The sequence below is a fragment of the Nevskia soli DSM 19509 genome, assembly GCF_000711955.1.
Lineage (GTDB): Bacteria > Pseudomonadota > Gammaproteobacteria > Nevskiales > Nevskiaceae > Nevskia > Nevskia soli.
In genome coordinates this window covers 164586-185750 of the sequence record NZ_JONR01000011.1, presented here as the reverse complement: position 1 = coordinate 185750, position 21165 = coordinate 164586, and the positions used below count along the sequence as shown (strand labels likewise).

At 68.0% G+C, this 21165-nt stretch carries 15 protein-coding genes and 1 pseudogene; 4 read left to right on the top strand and 12 right to left on the bottom strand.

Going from position 1 to position 21165, the window contains the following annotated elements:
* The 8 genes and pseudogenes from BP26_RS0108140 to BP26_RS0108105 all read right to left on the bottom strand — a co-directional run.
* Positions 1–198: pseudogene (locus BP26_RS0108140) on the bottom strand (IS110 family transposase); the annotation flags it as partial.
* A gap of 194 nt (positions 199–392) precedes the next feature.
* Positions 393–962: a hypothetical protein gene (locus BP26_RS0108135; RefSeq protein WP_029920081.1), complete on the bottom strand. Its 570-nt coding sequence runs from the start codon at positions 960–962 to the stop codon at positions 393–395.
* 143 nt (positions 963–1105) lie between these two features.
* Positions 1106–1645: a molybdenum cofactor biosynthesis protein B gene (moaB, locus tag BP26_RS0108130; protein ID WP_036516292.1), complete on the bottom strand. Its 540-nt coding sequence runs from the start codon at positions 1643–1645 to the stop codon at positions 1106–1108.
* A gap of 74 nt (positions 1646–1719) precedes the next feature.
* On the bottom strand, positions 1720–3513 hold the full coding sequence (locus BP26_RS0108125; protein ID WP_029920079.1) for a tetratricopeptide repeat-containing protein: 1794 nt from the start codon (positions 3511–3513) through the stop codon (positions 1720–1722).
* 34 nt (positions 3514–3547) lie between these two features.
* A complete protein-coding gene (locus BP26_RS0108120; RefSeq protein ID WP_029920078.1) occupies positions 3548–4294 on the bottom strand; it encodes a hypothetical protein in 747 nt (248 codons plus the stop codon).
* Positions 4295–4571: 277 nt separating this feature from the next.
* Positions 4572–5756 (bottom strand): acetyl-CoA C-acyltransferase, encoded by a 1185-nt coding sequence (locus tag BP26_RS0108115; RefSeq protein WP_029920077.1) that lies wholly within the window; start codon positions 5754–5756, stop codon positions 4572–4574.
* A gap of 151 nt (positions 5757–5907) precedes the next feature.
* The gene (locus BP26_RS0108110; RefSeq protein WP_029920076.1) at positions 5908–6342 is read right to left on the bottom strand and encodes a hypothetical protein; all 435 of its coding nucleotides are present in this window, start codon (positions 6340–6342) and stop codon (positions 5908–5910) included.
* A gap of 812 nt (positions 6343–7154) precedes the next feature.
* A complete protein-coding gene (locus BP26_RS0108105; RefSeq protein ID WP_029920075.1) occupies positions 7155–10505 on the bottom strand; it encodes a transglutaminase family protein in 3351 nt (1116 codons plus the stop codon).
* Between the two features lie 88 nt (positions 10506–10593).
* Between BP26_RS0108105 and BP26_RS0108100 the strand changes: the two genes are divergently transcribed.
* Together BP26_RS0108100 and BP26_RS0108095 are read left to right on the top strand one after the other, a co-directional pair.
* Positions 10594–11643 (top strand): Glu/Leu/Phe/Val dehydrogenase dimerization domain-containing protein, encoded by a 1050-nt coding sequence (locus BP26_RS0108100; RefSeq protein ID WP_029920074.1) that lies wholly within the window; start codon positions 10594–10596, stop codon positions 11641–11643.
* Between the two features lie 36 nt (positions 11644–11679).
* Entirely contained in the window at positions 11680–12189 is a 510-nt protein-coding gene (locus tag BP26_RS0108095; protein ID WP_029920073.1) for a CinA family protein, read from the top strand.
* A gap of 56 nt (positions 12190–12245) precedes the next feature.
* Here the strand turns inward: BP26_RS0108095 and BP26_RS0108090 are convergent, their stop codons facing one another.
* From BP26_RS0108090 to BP26_RS0108075, 4 genes are read right to left on the bottom strand one after another with little or no spacing between them, the layout of a single operon-like run.
* Positions 12246–13304: a YncE family protein gene (locus BP26_RS0108090; RefSeq protein ID WP_036516291.1), complete on the bottom strand. Its 1059-nt coding sequence runs from the start codon at positions 13302–13304 to the stop codon at positions 12246–12248.
* Positions 13305–13333: 29 nt separating this feature from the next.
* On the bottom strand, positions 13334–16396 hold the full coding sequence (locus BP26_RS0108085) for an efflux RND transporter permease subunit (RefSeq protein ID WP_029920071.1): 3063 nt from the start codon (positions 16394–16396) through the stop codon (positions 13334–13336).
* Positions 16393–17475, bottom strand: a complete 1083-nt coding sequence (locus BP26_RS0108080; protein ID WP_051748619.1) for an efflux RND transporter periplasmic adaptor subunit — start codon at positions 17473–17475, stop codon at positions 16393–16395. The genes BP26_RS0108085 and BP26_RS0108080 overlap by 4 nt, the downstream gene beginning before the upstream one ends.
* Positions 17472–18806 (bottom strand): TolC family protein, encoded by a 1335-nt coding sequence (locus BP26_RS0108075; RefSeq protein ID WP_036516290.1) that lies wholly within the window; start codon positions 18804–18806, stop codon positions 17472–17474. The genes BP26_RS0108080 and BP26_RS0108075 overlap by 4 nt, the downstream gene beginning before the upstream one ends.
* Before the next feature lie 122 nt (positions 18807–18928).
* Here BP26_RS0108075 and BP26_RS0108070 point away from each other — a divergent pair, with 122 nt between their 5' ends.
* Positions 18929–19606, top strand: coding sequence for a winged helix-turn-helix domain-containing protein (locus tag BP26_RS0108070; RefSeq protein WP_029920068.1), 678 nt, complete (start codon positions 18929–18931; stop codon positions 19604–19606).
* A complete protein-coding gene (locus BP26_RS0108065) occupies positions 19593–20951 on the top strand; it encodes a sensor histidine kinase (protein ID WP_157572420.1) in 1359 nt (452 codons plus the stop codon). The genes BP26_RS0108070 and BP26_RS0108065 overlap by 14 nt, the downstream gene beginning before the upstream one ends.
* Positions 20952–21165: the final 214 nt, after the last annotated feature.

Below are 21165 nucleotides of genomic sequence, written 5' to 3'. Positions count from 1 at the left end.
GATCAGCTGCCGGCCCCAATGGTGGGCGCCGCCGCAAGCCTCCATCAAGACCTGGGCGCCTCGCGTCTGGCCGCGGAAAAAGACCAGGAACTGGTCCCGTTTGAGCGTCTTGCCGAACCGCTTTTCGCCTCGGGCATCAAAGCCGTGCACTTGGAACTTGTTCTTGGCCAAATCCACCGAGAAAACGGTAATCTCCATGTCGGACTCCTCTCTCTTCGTTAGCCGGAACCTCAGCAATTCCAGCTTGGCACTTAGATGCCGTTACTTAGAAGGGGGAGGAGTCCATACCCATCGGATGAAACGTAGTGGAATCCGGGATAGCGAGGCCCCGGATTTCGTTTCACTCCATCCGGGCTATGCTTGCTGACCGCTTCCTGTCGGCATCCAGGGATTTATTTTGCCTGCGTATTCAGGTCCGCGATCAGTTGCCGCAGGATCTCGTCCGTTGCCAGCTTGGTGGATTGCTGCACGGCGTTCTTCTGAGCAAATGCTCCACCCCAGAACATCTTGCCGCCCTGGGATTTTCCATCCTGGGTATAGACCTTCGAGAAAACTTCCTGGCCGCCACGCATCAGGGATATCTTCAGGGAAACATGAGCGCCGAAATCCCGGAAGGTGTACGACTGCAGATCGAAAATCAGCAAGCCATCGGCTTTCGGGGAAGTGTCGGATGCTTTTTGCAGGGAACCGAATGCTGCTTGCACATCGGCGGACATCAGGGTGTCGTCGAGCATTTTCCCGTACTCCACAACCCATAGATTGGCTTCTCCCGTAACGGCGGCCCGGAACTCATAGCTTTGATGTTGCGTGTCCGGCGCCAGAATATAGGCTCCGGCCCTATCGGTCTTCGGCAGCTTTGCGGATCCGCTGTTGTTGGTCAGGTATTGAGGATAGTCCTCTTCGACCACGTGCCGGATGGTGCAGGCGGAGGTGTTTGCGATGATCAAAACCAGAGCCAGCAACCTTGTGCATCTATTCACGTATGTTCCCCTTGTATGTTGTTTTACCCACAGTGTCACCGCTTGTCCCGCGTCCCTTCATTCATCCCGGATAGCGCTTGCGTCTTGTCCGAAACGCTCGATCCGAAGGCCTGACTGCAGTTCGGCTAATCCCGCCGCGACTTGTGCGGCCCCGCCGGCCGGTCCGATGGCTCGCGCAGGCGCGGCAGCAGTTCGGCCAGATTGCACGGCCGCGTATTGGTATCCAGCTGCGGCGCGATGATCTTGTCCCAGGCCAGTTCGCAGGCGCCGCGGGAGCCGGGGAGGCAGAACACCAGGCGGCCGTTGGCGCTGCCGGCGAAGGCGCGGGACTGGATGGTGGAGGGGCCGATGTCTTCGTAGGAGAGCCAGCGGAACAGTTCGCCGAAGCCGTCGATGACGCGGTCGAGCAGGGGTTCCACCGCCTCGGGCGCGAGGTCGCGGCCGGTGAGGCCGGTGCCGCCGGTGAGGATGATGGCGTCGATGCCCTCGGTGATCAGCCAGTTGCTGAGCTGGGCGCGGATGTGGAAGCGGTCGTCGGTGACGATGGCGCGGTGGGCGAGCTTGTGGCCGCCGGCGACGATGCGCTCGACCAGCAGCTTGCCGGACTTGTCGTCTTCCAGGGTGCGGGAATCGGAAACGGTGAGTACTGCGATGCCTAGGGCCATGACGGTCTCAGCTGGGTGTGGGCCTGCCCATCATAAACCCGTCTTCCGCTGTGTTGCGGATGGCGAATGGCGGCTCAACGGCCGCCGACGATTCCCGCTTCTTTTCCGCCGGCCAGCTGCAAGCGCACATTCCTGCGCCGCTCCATCGAATGCAGGCTGAACAGGCGGTATTTGCCGAAGCGCTTGGCCAGCTCCACTTCGCCGGCGTATTCGGCGGCGAAGCCTTCCGGCGATTCCAGCGCCAGCCGGGCGGCGAAGGCCTCGGTGACGAAGATCATGCCGGGCGGGGTGACCGGCTCGATGCGGGCGGTGAAGGAGAGCTGCGAGCCGTAGTAGTTGTCTACGTTCTCCACCGGGTCGTGGCCGGCGAAGGCGGGGGCGAAGTGCACTGCCAGGCGCAGTTCGATCTCGTGCAGCATGCCGCTCTCGCTGCGCCGCACGTCCTCGATGCAGCCCTGGATCGCCACCGCGATCTCGGCGGCGGTGGCGGCATCCTCGGTGACGACGTTGATGGCGTCGCCCCAGGTGTGGCGGAACAGCACCTTGTCGCCATGGCGGCCGAGGATCTGCGCCACGCCGCCCATGATGCGCGACCAGAAGCGCGGCATCTCCTCGTCCTGCAGGCGGCGGAAGCCGGCGATGTCGGCGAAGATCAGGCCGACGAAGCGGCGCTTCACGTCCTGCCGCTGCACCGCCGGGCAGGGCGCAGGCAACTGCGCCGCGCTGCCGCAATCCGCGTCCACCCGCAACCAGTAGCCGGGCGGGTTGGTCGCGGGCGCCAGCTCGACGCGGCGGCACTGGTTGCCGAGGCGCTGCGCGGCGAGCCGGGCCAGGCCCTGCGCCATGGCGGCGACGTGGCTGCCGGCCCAGTCCTGCTCTTCCTCGAGGAAGCCCTGGCTGGCGATGACTTCGGTGGCCTGTTCCAGGCAGCGTGCCAGGCGCATGGCCCAGCCGGGGCCGAAGCTGCGCTGCCAGCGCTCGATCAGAGGCTTGCGCGCGGTGGGCAGCACCAGCGACAGGCGCGCGCCGCGCCCCAGGAAATATTCCGCCGCGCACAGGTCGGACGGTTGCAGCAGGGCGGCGTAGACGCGCGCGCCCTCGCATTGCGCAACGTCGAGGCCGCTCACCGCCGGCGCGGTGCGGTCGGCGCCGAACACCACCGGGATCTCGGCGGCGACGCGGTCGATGTAGAACAGCAGCGGCAGGCGCAGCAGTGACGAGAACTGATCCTCGACGCGCAGGTGCCGGCAGATCAGACGCAGCTGCTGGCGGGTGCGGCTGCGCGCGCTGACATTGCCCTGGGCCAGCGCGTCGGCGGCGCGCAGGCTCTGCCGCGCGCGCGCGCCGTCGCCCAGCAGCAGCGCCGCCTCGGCCTCGCTGGCGCGCAGGTAGTAGTGGTCGGTGTCGTCGGCGGGAATGGTACCGGCGGCCAGGGTCAGCACCTCGCGCGCCAGCTGGTGCGAGGTTTCGGTCTCGCCGGCCAGCAGGAACATGGTGGCGGCGTTGATGGCGGTGAAATAACCGCCGGTCTGGCGGAAGGCGCTGAGATAGGCCTGGGCCGAGGCCTGGAAGTCCTCGCGGCTGCCGCCGGCCAGGGCCAGGTCCTTGAGCAGGCGGCCTTGCAGGGCCAGCCAGTCCTCGTCGATCTCTTCCTCGCGCAGGCCCAGCTCGCGGTAGCGGCGCCAGGCGAACTCGGTGCTGCCGGCGTTGGCCAGGGCCAGCAGGGACAGGTATTGCAGCGGGCGGGTCTGCACGCCGAGCTGCTGCGCCTGGTCCACCAGGTCGTAGCACAACAGGTAATTGCCGGCGCGCTGCGCCTCCTTGGCGCGGGCCGTGAACAGCTCGGCGGTGTTGTCGTTGTGGCCCATGGCTGCTTCCCCTTCCCCGCGATGCCCGGATGCTTCAGGGATCGTGCGCCGGAGGAGTGTACGCCACCGCAGGATCGATCACGATCAAACGGTGCCCCCCGCCGTCCGGCATGGGCGGGGGATCGGTGCAGAATTCATCGGGTATGTGGTGCGGGTTGCGGCGCCAGTCCACCACCTCGGCGGTGCCGCCGGGGCGCAGCAGGTTCTGCTCGCGCAGGATGGCGACGAGGATGTCGGAGCGCTGCGCCAGGCAGGCGGCGAGGCGGCGGTACTGCTGCTCGCGGAAGGCCTGGTCGCGCAACTCGGCGGCGCCGCTGCCGGGCGGCAGCAGGTCGACGATGGTCTCGCACGAAGCCAGGGTGGTTTCGATCTGTTGCCGGCGCAACTGGCGCTGTGCCGGCGAGATGTCTTCGCCGGCCTCGCGCAGGTTGTCGAGCCAGTCCTCCAGCAGGGTATCCGGCGGCACCGGCAGCAGGCCGATCATGCGGAACGGGATGTCCTTCTCCAGCAGCCAGCCGCTCAGCACCCGTGCGAACAGCAGGTCCGAACCGGGGGCGAGGCCGGTGAGCAGGCACACCTGGGCGAACTCGCCATCGGGGAACAGGCGCGGCAACACGCCCTGGCGCAGCTGCGTCACCACGTTGCCCTCTTCCGCGGCGCTGAGCTGGAGGTGGCCGGTGCCGCCGAGCAGGATTTCGTTGCTGTTGCGCCCGGCGAGCGTGCCCAGCCAGCGCGCCAGCGGCACGGGCGTGCGCGCTGCGGCGCGGTTCAGCGGGGGCATGGACTTAGACACTGTGACACTTTAGCGGTTTGCGTCACTCTGAAACGCGACGCGCATCTCAGGGAAACGCGAAAACTGCGCTTGCTGCAGGTCATCCTTGACCTCCGGATACGCATGTCGAACCCCTCTCCCATCGGGAGAGGGGCAGGGGTGAGGGGCGCAAGCTCGATTAATTGCGCCCCTCACCCGCGCCTGTCGGTATCGACGTCCTTGTCCAAGCTGCCAGACATCCATGTCTGGACTGTTCAAACAAGCAAAAGCCGGGCGGGGTTTACCCTCAGATCATCTCGATGGCGAGGGCCACCGCTTCGCCGCCGCCGATGCACAGGCTGGCGATGCCGCGCTTGCCGCCGGTCTTGCGCAGGGCGCCGACCAGGGTGGTGACGAGGCGGGCGCCGGAGGCGCCGATGGGGTGGCCCAGGGCGCAGGCGCCGCCGTGGATGTTGACCTTGTCGTGGGGCAGGTTGTGTTCCTTCATCGCGGCCATGGTGACCACGGCGAAGGCTTCGTTGATTTCCCACAGGTCGACGTCGGCGGCCTTCCAGTCGAGCTTTTCCAGCAGCTTGGCGATGGCGTGGACCGGGGCGATGGTGAACTCGCCCGGCAGGCGCGAGTGCTGGCTGTGGCCGACGATGCGGGCCAGCGGCTTGATGCCGCGCTTCTCCGCCTCGGACTGCGCCATCAGCACCACCGCGGCGGCGCCGTCGGAGATGGAGGCGGAGGTGGCGGCGGTGACGGTGCCGTTCTTGTTGAAGGCGGGCTTCAGCGTCGGGATCTTTTCCGGCTTGCCCTTGGCGGGCTGCTCGTCGACGCCGATGCTTTCGGTGCCGCCCTTGCCGGCCACTTCCACCGGGGCGATCTCGAAGGCGAAGCCGCCGCTGGCACCGGCTTCCTGCGCGCGCTTGAGCGAGGTGATGGCGAACTCGTCCTGCTGGGCGCGGGTGAAGCCGTACTTCTCCACCGTGCGCTCGGCGTAGACGCCCATCGGCGTGCGCTTCTCGTAGGCGTCTTCCAGGCCGTCCAGCGCCATGTGATCGAGCAGCTCGCCGTGGCCGTAGCGGTAGCCGCCGCGGCCCTTGAGCAGCAGGTAGGGCGCGTTGGTCATGCTCTCCATGCCGCCGGCCAGCATCACCTTGTTGGTGCCGGCCTTGAGCTGGTCGTGGGCGAACATGATGGCCTTGAGGCCGCTGCCGCACATCTTGTTGATGGTGGTGCAGGCCGTGGACAGCGCCAGCCCGGCGCCGAGCGCCGCCTGCCGCGCCGGGGCCTGGCCCTGGCCGGCCATCAGCACGTTGCCCATGATCACCTCGTCGATGTCCTCGGCCTTGAGGCCGGCCCGCTCCACCGCGGCCTTGATCGCCACGCTGCCGAGCTGGTTGGCGGACAGGGAGGAGAACACACCGAGCATGCCGCCCATGGGCGTGCGGGCGACGGAGGCGATGACGATGGGATCCTGGGACATGGGGCAATTCCGGCTGGGTGGGAAATTCGAGGGCCGGATTGTCGCCTAAAGCGTTCGGGTACGGCAAAAAACGCTGTGGCAACTGGGATCGGGGCGCTGCGGGGCTTGGTGCGGTAGCTCCGATTACCCCGCGTCGGTGAACGCCTTGCCGCTACAACTCCCGCTCGATCGCCGTGACCTTGCCGTCCTTGAAGATCACGCGGATGCGGTCGGTTTCGGTCTGTATTGCGGTCGGGCCGTAGTACGTGCCCGGGAAGAAGAAGGGGTCGTAGAAGCGCGGATAGGGGTAGAAAAAGGGCGAGGGATACGCCGCCATCGTGCCGTAGTTCTGCACCTGGGTGTAATGCCAGATATGCTGTTGGCCGCCGGCATCGGTGTGCTCGGTGATGCGGTCGGGCTTGCCCAGCGCCAGCTCCACGGCGGCCTCCGGCATGTCCAGGGCGATCTCGCCCTTCTTCACCAACTCCTGCTGCGCCGGGGTCAGGTTGGAATAGACCCCCGGATTGTCCTTGATGCGGTTTTCCGGGGTGGCGCAGCCGCCGAGGGCGGCGAGGATCAGCAGGGCGGGAACCAGTAAACGTTTCATGAACGCACTCCATGACCGCGCAGGGCTGGCGCAATGATATAGCGTCTGCGTGAGTGCCTGAATGGGGGCTGAATGTTGCGGCGGCCCGCTAACCCCGCCCTCATCGTCATTCCGGCGAAAGCCGGAATCCAGACTTCGATGAACTTGGGTGCCGGATGAACTCAACTTGGATGCCCAACCGAGGTCCTATCGCTCGCTCTGAAATCTCGGTGTACGCGCTAGCGCGCGAGGCGTTTAAGTCGCAGATTGAAATTGCGGTTCCGCCTTGAAGGCGGGTTACTTTCTTGTCTCCAGCGACAAGAAAGTAACCAAAGAAGCGCCGCCCCGGAGCCTGCGCCCATCAATCACCTTTGGTGATTGATGGGTCCCCTGCGCTTCTCGCCCGCGGCGGGGTTTTTGTACAGGCCATCCCTGGCCTGTACAAAAACGCTTCGGCATCCTGCCTCGCCTCGCGCCAAACAGGCGCGAGCCCATGTCGCCGCGGGCTGTGATGCTCGGCGCAGGCAACGGGGGGGGGACGTCAAAGGCCAAATCAAAAGCAACCGCAAAAGCGCAAAGCAACGTCAAAACCCGGAGTGTCGCTCTTGGGCGTTCCTCAGCCCTCTTCGTCATCCCCGCGCAGGCGGGGATCCAGTTCTATTGACCTCGATGCACGAATGCGGGCGGTCAAATCCTGAAACCCGACCGTAAAAACCTTCTTCGGACGTCCTCGTACTTCTTGGACACCCTGAAAATGCCTTATTCGTTATTCGCTCGCCGCATGCGTGCCAACAACAAACCTTGGCACGCATGGCACGCATGGAAGAACGAACCTACATCGAGATCGGCCTTCTCAGATCCAGGGTATGCGGATACTCCGGATTCTTCGGTTCATCCGGCGGCCAGTAGTTGGTCGCCGTATGCCCGAAGGGCTCGAACCGCGACAGGCGCCGCGCTTCGGCCTCGTAGGCGTTGACCGGGAAGGTCTCGTAGTTGCGGCCGGCGGGGTGGGCGACGTGGTAGGTGCAGCCGGCCACGGCGCGGCGGTTCCAGGCGTCGTAGAGGTCGAACACCAGGGGGGTGTGCACGCCGATGCCCGGATGCAGGGCGGAGGCCGGGTGCCAGGCGCGGTAGCGGACGCCGCCGACCATTTCGCCGTGGACGCCGGTCGGCGTCAGCGGGATGCGGCGGCCGGCCACGGTGACGAAGTGGCGGCCCTCGGTGAGTCCGGTGACGCGCACCTGCAGGCGCTCCAGCGAGGAGTCGACATAGCGGGTGGTGCCGCCCACGGCGGTTTCCTCGCCCAGCACCGGCCAGGGCTCCAAGGCGTGGCGCAGTTCCAGTTCCACGTTCTGGTAGCGCACGCTGCCGTGGCGCGGGAAGCGGAACTCGTGATGCGCGGCGAACCATTCGTCCTGGAAGGCGAAGCCGGCGCCGCGCAGGTCGGCGAGGATTTCGCGCAGGTCGTTCCACACGTGGTGCGGCAGCATGAAGCGGTCGTGCAGCTCCGTGCCCCAGCGCACCAGCGGACGGGTGTAGGGCTTCTCCCAGAACCAGGCCACCAGCGAGCGCAGCAATAGCTGCTGGGTGAGGCTCATCTGCGGATGCGGCGGCATCTCGAAGGCGCGGAACTCGACCAGGCCGAGGCGGCCGGTGGGGCCGTCCGGTGAATACAGCTTGTCGATGGAGATCTCGGTGCGGTGGGTGTTGCCGCTCAGGTCCACCAGCAGGTTGCGCAGGGTGCGGTCGATCATCCACAGCGGCACGCTGTGGCCGGGCTTGGGCAGTTGCGACAGGGCCAGCTCGATCTCGTAGAGCGAGGAGGTCTGCGCCTCGTCCACGCGCGGGTGCTGCGAGGTGCTGCCGATGAACAGGCCGGAGAACAGGTAGCTCAGCGCCGGGTGGTTCTGCCAGTAGCGGATCAGGCTGCCGAGCAGGTCCGGCCGGCGCAGGAAGGGCGAGTCCGCCGGGGTGGCGCCGCCGAGCACGAAGTGGTTGCCGCCACCGGTGCCGACGGCGCGGCCATCGACCAGGAATTTCTCGGTGCCCAGACGCGTCAGGCGCGCTTCCTCGTAGACCACCTCGGTGGTCTGCCGCAGCTCGTCCCAGCTGTGCGCCGGGTGGATGTTGACCTCGATCACGCCGGGGTCCGGCGTCACCTTGAGCACATTGAGGCGCGAGTCGGCCGGCGGCGAGTAGCCCTCGATGCGCAGCGGCACGTCCAGCTCCACCGCGCTGTCCTCCACCGCCGCCAGCAGGTCGAGGTAGTCCTCGATGTTGGCGGCCGGCGGCATGAAGACGCAGAGGTAACCGTCGCGCGGTTCCACCGAAATCGCGGTGCGCACGTTGCCGCCTTCCAGGTAGGCGCCGCGCCGCGTCGGCGTGGGCTGGTCGCGTTCGGCGGTGAGCTTCTGCACGCGCCGGGCGCGCTGGCGCTCGGATTCCTTGTCCAGCTCCGCCTTGCGCGTGCCGGGCGATTGCAGGAAGGGCTGGCGGCGGCCATCCGGCTGCTCCGGCAGCGGGTCGCGCTGGGTGAAGGGGTCGTAGGGGATGACGTGCGGATAGGCCAGCGGCGGCAGCCAGGGCAGGGCATCCAGCGGCAGGCGGAAGCCGATGGGCGAGTCGCCCGGGATCAGGAACAGCCGCCCCTGGCGGAACGACCAGCGCTCGGAGATCCAGGCGCGCGACTGCCAGCGCTGCACCGGCAGGGCGTAGCCGCGCGGCGTGTCCAGCCCGCGTTCGAACACCTTGGCGACGCGGGCGCGCTCCTCCGGGTCCTTCAGTTTGTTGTCTTCCGGCAGCACATTGTCCGGCAGCTGGCGCTCGCGATGCAGGTAGTAGAAGGCGTCCTCGTAGGCCGGCAGGGCATTGCCCGGCGCCACTTCCAGGCGCTCGGCGATGCCGCGGATCAGGGCCCGGGCCGAGCGGATGTCGGCCTTGGTGCTGCCGCTGGCGAGGTCGCTGTGCACGATCGGCTTGCCGTCGCCGCGGAAGTAGCAGCCGTAGGCCCAGCGCGGCAGGGATTCGCCCGGGTACCACTTGCCCTGGCCGTAGGTGAGCAGGCCGTCCGGCGCGAAGCGGCCGGCGAGGCGGCGGATCAGCTTGTCGGCCAGGGCCTGCTTGGTGGGGCCGACGGCGGCGGTGTTCCACTCCGCGCCCTGCATGTCGTCGATGGAGATGAAGGTCGGCTCGCCGCCCATGGTCAGGCGCACGTCGCCGGCCTTGAGCTTGCCGTCCACCTGGTGGCCGAGCTTGTCGATGGCCGCCCACTGGTCTTCGGTATAGGGCTTGGTGACGCGCGGCGACTCGTACAGCCGCTTGACGTACATCTCGTGGCCGAATTCGACTTCGGCCTCGTCCACCGCGCCGCTGATCGGCGCGGCGCTGGAGGGTTCCGGCGTGGCGCAGACCGGGATGTGGCCCTCGCCGGCGAGCAGGCCGGAGGTGGGATCCAGGCCGACCCAGCCGCCGCCGGGCAGGTAGACCTCGCACCAGGCGTGCAGGTCGGTGAAGTCGTGGTCGGTGCCGGAGGGGCCGTCGAGCGACTTCACGTCCGGGGTGAGCTGGATCAGGTAGCCGGAGACGAAACGCGCCGCCAGGCCCAGGTGGCGCAGGATCTGCACCAGCAGCCAGCCGGAGTCGCGGCAGGAGCCGGAGCCATTGCCCAGCGTCACTTCCGGGGTCTGCACGCCCGGTTCCATGCGGATCAGGTAGCTGATGTCCTTCTGCAGGCGCTGGTTCAGCCCCACCAGGAAGTCGATGGTGCGCACCTTCTCCAGCGGGATGCTGGCCAGGTATTCCTTCAGCAGCGGGCCGGCGGGGGCCGCGCGCAGATAGGGTTTCAGCTCTTCCTTCGCCTCATCGGTATAGCTGAAGGGGAACTGCTCGGCCTCGCCCTCGATGAAGAAGTCGAAGGGATTCCAGATCGACATGTCGGCGACCAGGTCCACCACCACCTTGAATTCGGTGACTTTCTCCGGAAAAACCACCCGCGCCAGCCAGTTGCTGAAGGCGTCCTGCTGCCAGTTGATGAAGTGGTCCTTCGGCTCGATCTTGAGCGAATAGGACAGCACCGGGGTGCGGGCATGCGGGGCCGGGCGCAGGCGGATGATCTGCGGCGACAGGGTGACGCGCCGGTCATAGCGGTAGATCGTCTCGTGGTGCAGGACGGCGTGAATGCTCATCTTTGGGGTGGTATCCGGGTAGGCAGCGGTACAATAAGCAAAAATCGCCGCACTGTGGCGGCATTCAACCCAATTCAAGGAATTTCCGATGTCCGTCTTCTCCCATCCCGAGTTCGACGCCCACGAGCAGGTCGCGTTCCGCTACGACCGCGCCAGCGGCCTCAAGGCCATCATTGCCGTGCACAACACCCGCCTCGGCAAGGGTCTGGGTGGCTGCCGCATGTGGCCCTACGCCTCCGACAGCGAAGCTCTGACCGACGTCCTGCGCCTGTCGCGCGGCATGACCTACAAGGCGGCCCTGGCCGGCCTGCCGCAGGGCGGCGGCAAGAGCGTCATCATCGGCGACCCGCGCCACGACAAGACCCCGGCGCTGATCCAGGCCATGGGCCGCTTCGTGGAAAGCCTCGGCGGCCAGTACATCGTGGCCGAGGATTCCGGCACCAGCGTCGCCGACATGCGCCTGATGGCCGGTGAAACCGAGTACGTGGGCGGCCTGGCCGACGAGAAGTCCGTCGCCGCCGGCCGCACCGGCGATCCTTCCCCCGCCACCGCCCTGGGCACCTTCATCGGCATCCAGGCCGCGGTCAAGGCCAAGCTGGGCCGCGATGACCTCAAGGGTCTGAAGGTGGCGATCCAGGGCGTGGGCAACGTCGGCGGCCGCCTGGCGCGCCACCTCAGCGATGCCGGCGCCAAGCTGTGGGTCACCGACCTGCACCAGCCGGCGGTGGAGCGCTGCGTCAAGGAGCTGGGCGCCCAGGCGGTGCCGATGGACGCGGTGCACAGCCTCGACGTGGACGTCTACTCCCCCTGCGCCCTCGGCGCCATCCTCAACGACAAGACCATACCGGACATCAAGGCGAAGATCGTCGCCGGCGCCGCCAACAACCAGCTGGCCAAGCCCAAGCACGACCACGCCCTGCTCGAGCGCGGCATTCTCTATGCGCCGGACTACGTCATCAACGCCGGCGGCATCATCGACATCTTCTACGAAGGCCCGAACTACGACGAGGCCACAGTGCATACGCACCTGGAGCGCATCGGCCACACCCTGGGGCAGATCTTCAAGCACTCGGCCAAGGAGAAGCGGCCGACGGGCGAGATCGCGGACCGGATGGCGGAAGCCATCTTCCGGGGCTAGAAAACGTAGAGCGGTTGTAGACCGGGGGTTTCGCCCATGACTGCCATTCCCACCGACGAATCCCTCCAGGCGATCGCTCGGACAATCGGCGAGCGCCTGCTCGCGCGCGGCCAGTGGTTCGGCACCGCCGAGTCCTGCACCGGCGGCCTCATCGCCAAGCTGTGCACCGATATCGCCGGCAGCTCGGCCTGGTTCGAGCGCGGGTTGGTGACGTATTCGAACGCGGCCAAGCGGGAGTTGCTCGGTGTGTCCGCCGACACCCTGCAGCGCGCCGGCGCGGTCAGTGCCGAAACAGTGCAGGAGATGGTGCAGGGTCTGCTGCGGGTGGCCCCTGTGCAGTGGGCGGTGGCGGTCAGCGGCATCGCCGGGCCGGGCGGCGGCAGCGCCGACAAGCCGGTCGGCACGGTGTGGATCGGCTGGGGTGGCGGCGAGGTGGCGGTGTCGGCGAGCCGTTTCCTGTTCGAGGGCGACCGTGATGCGGTGCGCCGCCGTTCAGCCGAGGCTGCGCTGCTGGGACTGGAAGCCTTGCTTCAAGCCACCCGATAGCCTGGGGTTTGCCGGCAGCGGTTGGCCGCCAGGCATGGGGTGGCCCCGCGGCGGCTTCAATGCACTGCGGATGGCGGCTGCGAACTGTTGCCGGATTGATCCAGTACCAATATCACGAAGCTTCCGCTCACGATCGCGGGCCGCGGATGCGGGTTGTCGGCGCTCGCAGGCGGCGCGGGGCCGAAGTCGGCGGTGGGCAGGTAGAGGCGGTGGGTGGCGCTGTCCAGGGCGATGGTGCGGGCGCCGCGCTGGGTGGCGACGGTCTGCGTCACCTGGTAGTGATCCGGGCTTTGTTCGTGGATCACGGTCACGCTGCCTTCGCCGTTGGCGCTGTAGACGTTCTGCGTGGCGGGGTCGAACTCGGCGCCGTCGACGCCCTTGCCGATCGGCAGGCTGGCCACCGGCTTGCCGGTGTCGCTATCGAGGATCGCCAGCACCTGGTTGCCGCAGGTGGAGAAACTGCGGTGATGTGCGGCGTCGAAGGCCAGGCCGCTGGGCTCTTCGCAATGCGGCAGCGGCCAACGCGATTTCAGCGTGGCGCTGGCGGCGTCCAGCACCACCAGTTCGGCGGTGTCCTCGATATTGACGTAGACCTTGCCGCGGCCATCGGCGCGGGCGAACTCGGGCTTGCCGCCGAGCGCGATGGTGGCCACCACCGCGTTGGTCTTGGCGTCGATCACGGTGGCGTTGCCGCCGTGGCCGTTGAAGGTGAACACGCGCTGCGTCTTCGGCTCGTAGAGGATCGCATCAGGCCCCGCGCCGGTGAGGACGGTCGCCAGTACGGCGCGGGTCTTGAGGTCGAACACCTTGACCGCGTTGGCCTTGCCGCAGCTGATGAAGCCGCGGCCGAGTTCCGGCGCCACGGCGATGCCGTGCACGCCCGGCGTGTCGGCGATGACGCCGACTTCCTTGCCGCTGGCGGTGTCCACCACCGACACATGGTCGGCGCGCGACAGGTACAGCAGGTGGGTTGCGGCATCGACACTGGGATAGTCCCAGCCGCCGTCGCCGCCGATGGGCAGGCGCTGCGTCACCTGATAATGCAAGTGGTCGGCGTGAGCGGAGCAGGCCAGGGCGACCAGCATGAGCAGGGTGCGGCGGAGCGGGGTTTTCATCTGAATCCTTCCAGGTGCTGATGATCGGCTCATGACGAGACGGTGGAGGCTTCGTGGCGGGGCAGGGTCAGGCCGATCAGCACCGGCATCGCCAACAGCACCAGCGGGAACTGGATCAGCAGCCCGGAGATGATGGCGATGGCCAGCGGCTGCTGGATGGCGGAGCCCTGGCCGATGGCCAGGGCCAGCGGCAGCAGGGTCAGGATCGCCGCCAGCGTGGTCATGGTGATGGGGCGCAGGCGGTTGCGGCTGGCTTCGCGCAGGGCCTGGTGCGGCGGCATGCGACGCGCCAGCTCGGTGTATTCGGAGACGTAGAAGATCGACATCTCGGTGGCGATGCCGATGATCATGGTCATGCCCATCAGTGCGGTGATGTTCAGATCCACCCCAGTCAGCCACAGCCCAGTGAACACGGCGGTGGTGGAGAGCAGCGAACTGCCGATGATGATCAGCGGCAGCCAGAACTGCTCGTAGAGCAACAGCAGCAGGATGAACTCGGCCGCCAGCGCCGCGGCGAACACGCGCGCCAGGCCGGCGAAGGCGATCTGCTGCTGCTGGTAGAGTCCGCCGAATTCGTAGCGCACGCCGTTCTCCAGCAGGCCGGCCTGCGCCAGCGTCCGCCGCACGTCGCCCACGGCGGCACCGATGCCGCGGCCCTCGATGCGCGCGGTCACCGCCACCATCGGCTGCAGGTTGTCCCGCGAGATCTCGGGCTGGCCGGAGACCGGCGTCAGGCCGGCGACGCGGCGCAGCGGGAACAGGTGGCCGTCGGCGGCGCGGATCGGCAGGTCGGCGAGGCCGGACTGGTTCAGGCTCAATGCATCGGGCAGGCGCACGCGCACGTCCACCACCTTGGCGGCTTCCGGCATCTGCGTGGCGATGGCGCCGGTCAGGGCGGTATCCACGGCCTTCGTTACCTCGTCCGGCGTGACGCCTTCGATGGCGGCTTTCACCGGGTCCACCTTGAGGTCGATGCCGTCGCCGGCCAGCACCACGCCGTCCTTCACTTCGACCACGCCGTCGATCTTGCCGATGGCGGCGGCCACCTTGCGCGCCTGCGGAATCAGCAGCGCGGGATCGGTGGCGTAGAGCTTGATCTCGATCGGCTGCGGCACCGCGGTGAGATCGCCGATCAGGTCTTCCATCAGCTGCGCCAGTTCCATCTGCACGCCGGGCACCTTGCTTTCCACCTGTGCCAGCACGTCGGCCATCACTTCCTCGCTGGCGCGGCTGCGCGCGGTCTTGAGGCGCACGAAAAAGTCGCCGTGGTGCGGTTCGCCGAGATCGCCGCCGAGGCCGGTGCCGGTGCGGCGGGACCAGGTGTCGACTTCCGGCATGCCGCGCAGGATCGCTTCCACCTGCGCCAGCTCGCGCTCGGTTTCGGTGAGCGAGGTGCCGGGCAGGGTGTAGAAATCCATGACGAAGCCGCCGTCATCGACCTTGGGCATGAAGCCGCTCTGCACGCCGTCGTAGGCGAGGGCGCCGAGCAGCAGCAGCGGCACCGCGAGCAGGGCGAGGATGCCGGGCCGCCGCAGCAGGCGATCGAGCAGGCCGGCGCGCCGCCGTTCCAGCCAGCCCTCGCGGCCGGCGGCGGGATCGTGCCAGCGCTTGAAGTCGATCAGGCTGCGCGCCAGCACCGGCACCACGAAGGCCGCCATCAGCCAGGAGATGATCAGGGCCGCGCCCATGGTCACGGCCAGCGCCTTGGAGAAGGCGCCGGTGACGCCGCTGAGCAGGCTCAGCGGCAGAAACACGATCAGCGTGGCCAGGCTGGAGCCGGTCAGCGGCAGCATGAACTCGCGCGCCGCCGGCAACACCGCTTCGCGGCCCAGTGGCTGGCCATGCCCGGCTGCCGCGGCGCCGGCGCGGCGCGCGATATGCTCGATCATGACGATGACGTCGTCGATCACCAGGCCCACCGCGGCGGCGATGCCGCCCAGGGTCATGATATTGAAGCTCATGCCGAGCAGGTTGAGCAGCAGCACCGTCACCGCCAGCGTGGCCGGCACCACCAGCAGCGCGATCAGCGTCACCCGCCAATTGCGCAGGAACAGGATCAGCACGATGCCGGCCAGCAGCAGGCCGATCAGCACCGCGTCGCGCACGCTGCCGGCGGACTGCACCACCAGCACGCTCTGGTCGTACCAGTTGCTCAGCTTCACGCCCCTCGGCAACTGAAAGCCGGCGAGGCGGCTGCGCACTTCGGAGGCGATCTGCACGGCGTTGCCGTCCGGCTGCTCGTAGACGTTGAGCAGCACCGCCGGCTTGCCGTCCTCGCTGACGCGGATCCACTGCGGTACCGCGCCGCGCCGTACCTCGGCCACGTTGCGCAGGCGCACCACGCTTCCCGCGTCCGAGCGCAGCACCGTCTCGGCGAGCTGCTCGACGCGGCGCACATCGCTGTTGGAGACCACCAGGTACAGCTTGTCCTGGTCCTGCACGCGGCCCACCGCCTGGAGCACGTTGTTCGCCGCCAGCGCCGCGACCAGGTCGGACAGGCCCAGGCCGTAGGCGTCCAGGCGGTGCGGGTCGGCCAGCACTTCGACTTCGTCGATATCGCCGCCCTGGATGCCGACGCGGGCCAGGCCCGGCACCGAGGCCAGCAGCGGCACCAGCTGCAATTGCGCCAGGTCGTGCAGCGCGGACGGCGTCTGCGTATCGGAGGTGAGGGCGTAGGAGATGATGGGGAAGACGGTCGGGTCCATGCGGCGCACGCCGTAAGCGGTGCCGGGCGGGAGCTGCGGCAGGATCTGCGCGATGGCGGAGTCGACCAGCAGGGTGGTGGCGATCATGTCGCGGCCCCAGCCGAAATCGATCGACACCTGCGCCGCGCCGCGCGAGCTGGCGGAGCGCACTTCGCGCACGCCGGGAACGGAGCGGATCGCTTCCTCCACCGGCCGCGTCAGCGTCAGGGCTGTCTGGTCGGCGGGGCGATCGCCGGCCGACAGGTCCACCACCACGCGCGGGAACGAGACCTGCGGGAACAGGCCCACCGGCAGCGACAGCGCGGCGAACACGCCGGCGACGGCCAGCGCGAAGGCAATGACCAGGATGGAGCGGGCATGCCGCTCGATCTGTGCGACGAAATTCATGCGCCGGGCTTGCCCTGCGGCGCATTCGCCGGTGTTGCCGGCGCGTCGTCCTGGCGCACCGCCATGCCGTCGGCGAGCTGATAGTTGCCGACGGTCACCAGAGGGCGCGCCGGATCGACCGGGCCGTCTACCACGGTGGTGTTGTCATCGCCGCCGACGCGTTTGACGTTGACGCGTACCGCCTTGCCATCGGCGACCTGGAACAGATAGGCGCCCTGCTCATCGTCGAGTACGGCGTTGCGCGGCAGCAGCCAGCCTGGCACCCGACCGACTTCGATGTCGGCGCGGAAGGCCTGGCCCTGCAGCGGCTCTTCGGCATCGCCATCGGGAACGAGGTCGGCGTCGACCAGGCGCGTCTTCGGGTTGAGCGCCTTGTCGATGCGTACCAGCTTGCCGTGCCGCGCTGCTTCACCATCGGATCCAGCATCCAGCCCGGCATCCAGCGACACGAGCGTCGCCGACTGGCCCAGCTTGAGCCGGCGACGCTGCGAGGGTTCGATGCCGACAGTGATGACCAGGCCGCCGGCCCGGGTCACGGTGACCAGGGCCACGCCGGGTTGCACGCGTTCGCCCTGCGCCACCGGAATGGCGCCGACCACGCCGTCGAACGGTGCGGTGATGGTCTGGCGCGGCTTGCCGCCGTTTTCCTGTTCCAGTGCGGTCAAGGCCGCCTGGGCGTCGCCCACCGCCTTGTCGGCCTGTGCCTGCTGGTCGCGTGTGGCGAGTTGTTGCGCCAGCAGGCGCGCGGTACGGGCCTGCTCCTGGCGCGCGAGCTTCAGTGCCGACTGCGCCTGCTCGTAGGTGCTGCCCGCCGCCGCCGAGAGCTGGAATTCCAGCAGGGCTTGGCCCGCATGCACCGCCTCGCCCGGCGTCACCATCAGGTGCATGACGCGGCCCTCGGCCTGCACGCTGAGGGTCATGCCGCCGTTGATGGCGGGCACGGCGGTGCCGTAGGCGGTGACGGTCTCGGGCAGGTTGCCGCGCTGGGGTGCCTGTGTTTTCACCAGCACGCTGGGGGTGTCGTCCGCGCCGGCGGCGCCGGTGAGCAGCAGGACGAAGGCCGCGAGACGAAGGTTCATGGTTGCGCCGCTCTGCTGTCGAGCGATACCGGCGGCATGCCGGCGCCGCTCAGGGTGGCGATGGCCACCTGCTGCTGCAGCAGGCTCTGTTCCATGGCGAGTACTTCCTGTTGTTTGGCGTTGCGGGCGGTGACGAGGTCGATGTAGCTGCGTTCGTCCAGGTCGCCGCCGCGGAAGGCGGTGTCGGCGCTGTGGGCGCTGCGTTCCAGTTCGGCGAGCTGGGCCTGCTTGCCGCCGTACTGGCCGAGCAGCAGGGCCTGGTCGGCCAGCAGGGCTTGCACCTCGCTCCTGGCGGCGGCGAGGCGCGCGCCGAATTCATCGTGCAGCTGCTGGCGGGTGGCGCGCTCCAGGGCGATGTTGCCCTGGTTGCGGTCGAAGATCGGCAGGTCCATGGTGATCTGGGGGCCCAGGGTGCGTACGTCGCTGGTGTCGTGGCCGCCGGAGACGCCCAGCGAAAGCAAGGGGAACTGCGCCAGGATGGCGCCGCGCACCTTCTCCTCTTGTGCGCCATAGCCGAGCTGGAGGGCCACCAGGTCGGGACGGCGGTCGGCGAGGCCGGGCAGATCGGCGTTGACAGCCGCGGCGTCTAGGGGCGGCAGGCTGATGGCCGGATCCAGCGGCAGGACTACCTGCGGCGACAGGCCGAGGAAGGTGTCGAGGTCGCGGCGGCGCGTTTCCTGTTGCCGTTTCAGGTCGTCGAGCTGCTTGCGCGCGTCGGCGGCGGCGGTGAGTTCCGGCACCAGTGCGGCGAGCGTGCTGTCGCCTTGGTCCAGAGCCCGGCGGCTGCGTTCCAGGCGGCCTTGCAGCAGGCTCAGCTGCCCTTGCAGGAGTTCGCATTGCCGTTCGCCTTCGATCAGGTCCACTGCCTGGAGTCGTGCCTTGGCGATGGTCTGCCATTCCTGCCACAGCAGGCTGGCGTCGATTTCCCGCGCCGATTGCCGCGCGGCGCCGCGCTTGGCCGACAGCGTGACCAGGGACCGCAGGTCCTGCGACAGGCCGGCCGAGAGCGCGCCCATGGTGCCCGGACCGCCGAGCAGGAAGCCGTAGCTGGCGCTGAGGGAGGGATTGGGCAGGATGCCGGCGGCGAGCAGTTGCGCCCGGGCGACCCCGCGCTGGGCGCGGGCGGCGAGCAGGTCGGGATTGTTGAGCAGGGCCAGCAGGGCGATGTCGTCCACGCCGAGCCTGGCCGGCAGGGGAGCCTCGTGCCGCAGTTGTTCCAGGCTGTCGCGGGGCCGCGCGTCCTTGTCCAGGGGCAGCGCCGAATAGCTGGCGCAGCCGGTGAGGGCGAGGAGCAGCAGGGGGAGGGCCGGCAGGCGGTTCGCGAAAAGCATGACTGGCTCAGGCTAACGGCTGCGGGTTTGTGGCAGGCTGGGCTTAACATTACGGAACCACAACTTGACCGGCTCTCCGGCGTACTGAATAAGGGCCGCCTGGAGTGCCCCGGAGGAGTGCAGTGCGGATTTTGCTGGTCGAGGACGATGCGGAGAGCGCGGAGTACGTGCTGCAAGGCTTGCAGGAGGCCGGGCACAACGTGGTCATCGCGCAGGACGGCCGCGACGGCCTGTTCCAGGCGGCGGGCCAGGACTGGGACCTGCTGATCGTGGACCGCATGCTGCCGCAGCTCGACGGCCTGGGCATGGTGCGGACGTTGCGGGCCGGCGGCATCGAGGTGCCGGTGCTGTTCCTCACCACCCTGGGCGGCATCGACGACCGCGTCAACGGGCTCAATGCCGGGGCCGACGACTACCTGGTCAAGCCCTTCGCCTTTTCCGAGCTGGCGGCGCGCGTGGCGGCGCTGGGCCGCCGGCCGCGCCGCGCCGTGCAGGACACCCGCCTCAAGGTGGCGGACCTGGAAATGGACCTGCTGGCGCGGACGGTGCAGCGCGGCGGCAAGCCGGTGGACCTGCAACCGCGCGAGTTCCGCCTGCTGGAGTTCCTGATGCGCCATGCCGAACAGGTGGTGACCCGCACCATGCTGCTGGAGCAGGTGTGGGAGCTGCACTTCGATCCTCACACCAACGTGGTGGAAAGCCACATCAGCCGCCTGCGCGCCAAGATCGACAAGGGCTACGCCAGCGGCCTCATCCATACGGTGCGCGGCGCCGGCTACTGCATCCGTGCAGTTGCCTAGGCTGTTCCGCACCTCGAGCTTCCGCCTGACCCTGCTCTACGCCGGGCTCACCGGCGCGAGCTTCCTGCTGCTGTTCGGCGTGGTCTACTGGTCGACCACGCGCTTCATGGACCGGCAGATCGACGCCACGGTGGCGAGCGAGCTGGCCGAAATCCAGGCGGATGCGCGGGACGACGGCATGGATTCGATGCGCGGCAACGTGCAGGCCATGGTCGGGCGGGTTCCGGGATATTTCTATCTGCTGCAGGATGCGTCCGGGGCGGTACTGGCCGGCAATCTGCCGGCGGTGGAACCGTTGCCGGGCGTGCGCGAATGGCCGGGGCCGGCGCGGCACCGCAAGCAGCCGCTCAGCGGCATCCGCGGTTACGGCGTGGTGCTGTCCAACGGCGGCTACCTGCTGGTGGCCCTCAGCACCTACCAGCTGCACGAGATGGACGAAATGGTGGAGCGTTCCTTTCTAGCCGGGCTGGCGTTGGCGATGCTGCTGGCGCTGGGCGGCGGCGCGCTCACCAGCCTCGGCGTGCTGCGCAAGATCGAGTTGGTGAGCCAGACCAGCCGCGACATCGTCGGCGGCGATCTGCAACGGCGCATCGCCGTGCGCGGCAGCGGCGACGAATTCGATCACCTGGCGATCAGCCTCAACACCATGCTGGATCGCATCCAGACTTTGATGGAAGGCTTGCGCCAGGTCTCCACCGACATCGCGCACGATCTGCGCACGCCGTTGACGCGGCTGCGCCAGCGCCTGGAACTGGCGCAGCGCCGCGGCGGCGACCAGCAGACGTTTCATGCGGTGGTGGATGCGACGCTGAAGGATCTCGACACCATCCTCGAAACCTTCAGCGCGCTGCTGCGCATCGCGCAGATCGAAAGCGGCGCCCGGCGCGCGGGATTCGCCGAGCTGGACCTGGGCGAGCTGCTGCGCGCGGTGGTGGAGCTGTACCTGCCGGCGCTGGAGGAGAAGAACCAGACGCTGGGAGAGCACATCGACGCCGGGCTGCGCGTGTCCGGCGACCGTCAACTGCTGATGCAGCTGTTCGCCAACCTGCTCGAAAACGCCGTGCGCCATTCGCCCGTCGGGGCGCACATCGAGGTGAGCGTGAAGCGCCGCGCCGAACGCGTCGAAGCCTGCGTCGCCGACAATGGCCCCGGCATTCCCGCGGCGCTGCAAGCCAAGGTGTTGCAACGCTTCTATCGGCTGGAGCAGAGCCGCACCACGCCAGGCAGCGGCCTGGGGCTGAGCCTGGCGGCGGCGGTGGCCGGGCTGCATGAGGCAAGCCTCGCGCTCGAAGACAATGCGCCCGGTCTGCGGGTGCGCGTGTCGTTGCCCGTCGCCCCGCGCTGAGCGCGGTGGATTGCCGAGAATTCAACCAGAACTGTACGAAAACATTACCTGATCATTACGGGAAAGTCGGGATCGATTTTCGTAACAAAGCAGTCATGCGCCGTCACTAGCTTGCGCCGGATCGGGCCATTCCTCCACCGGCGATTCCAAAGGACGTCATGACCACCAACAAGCTGGCAGCCGCATTTGCGTGCGCGCTGTCGTTGACCCTGCT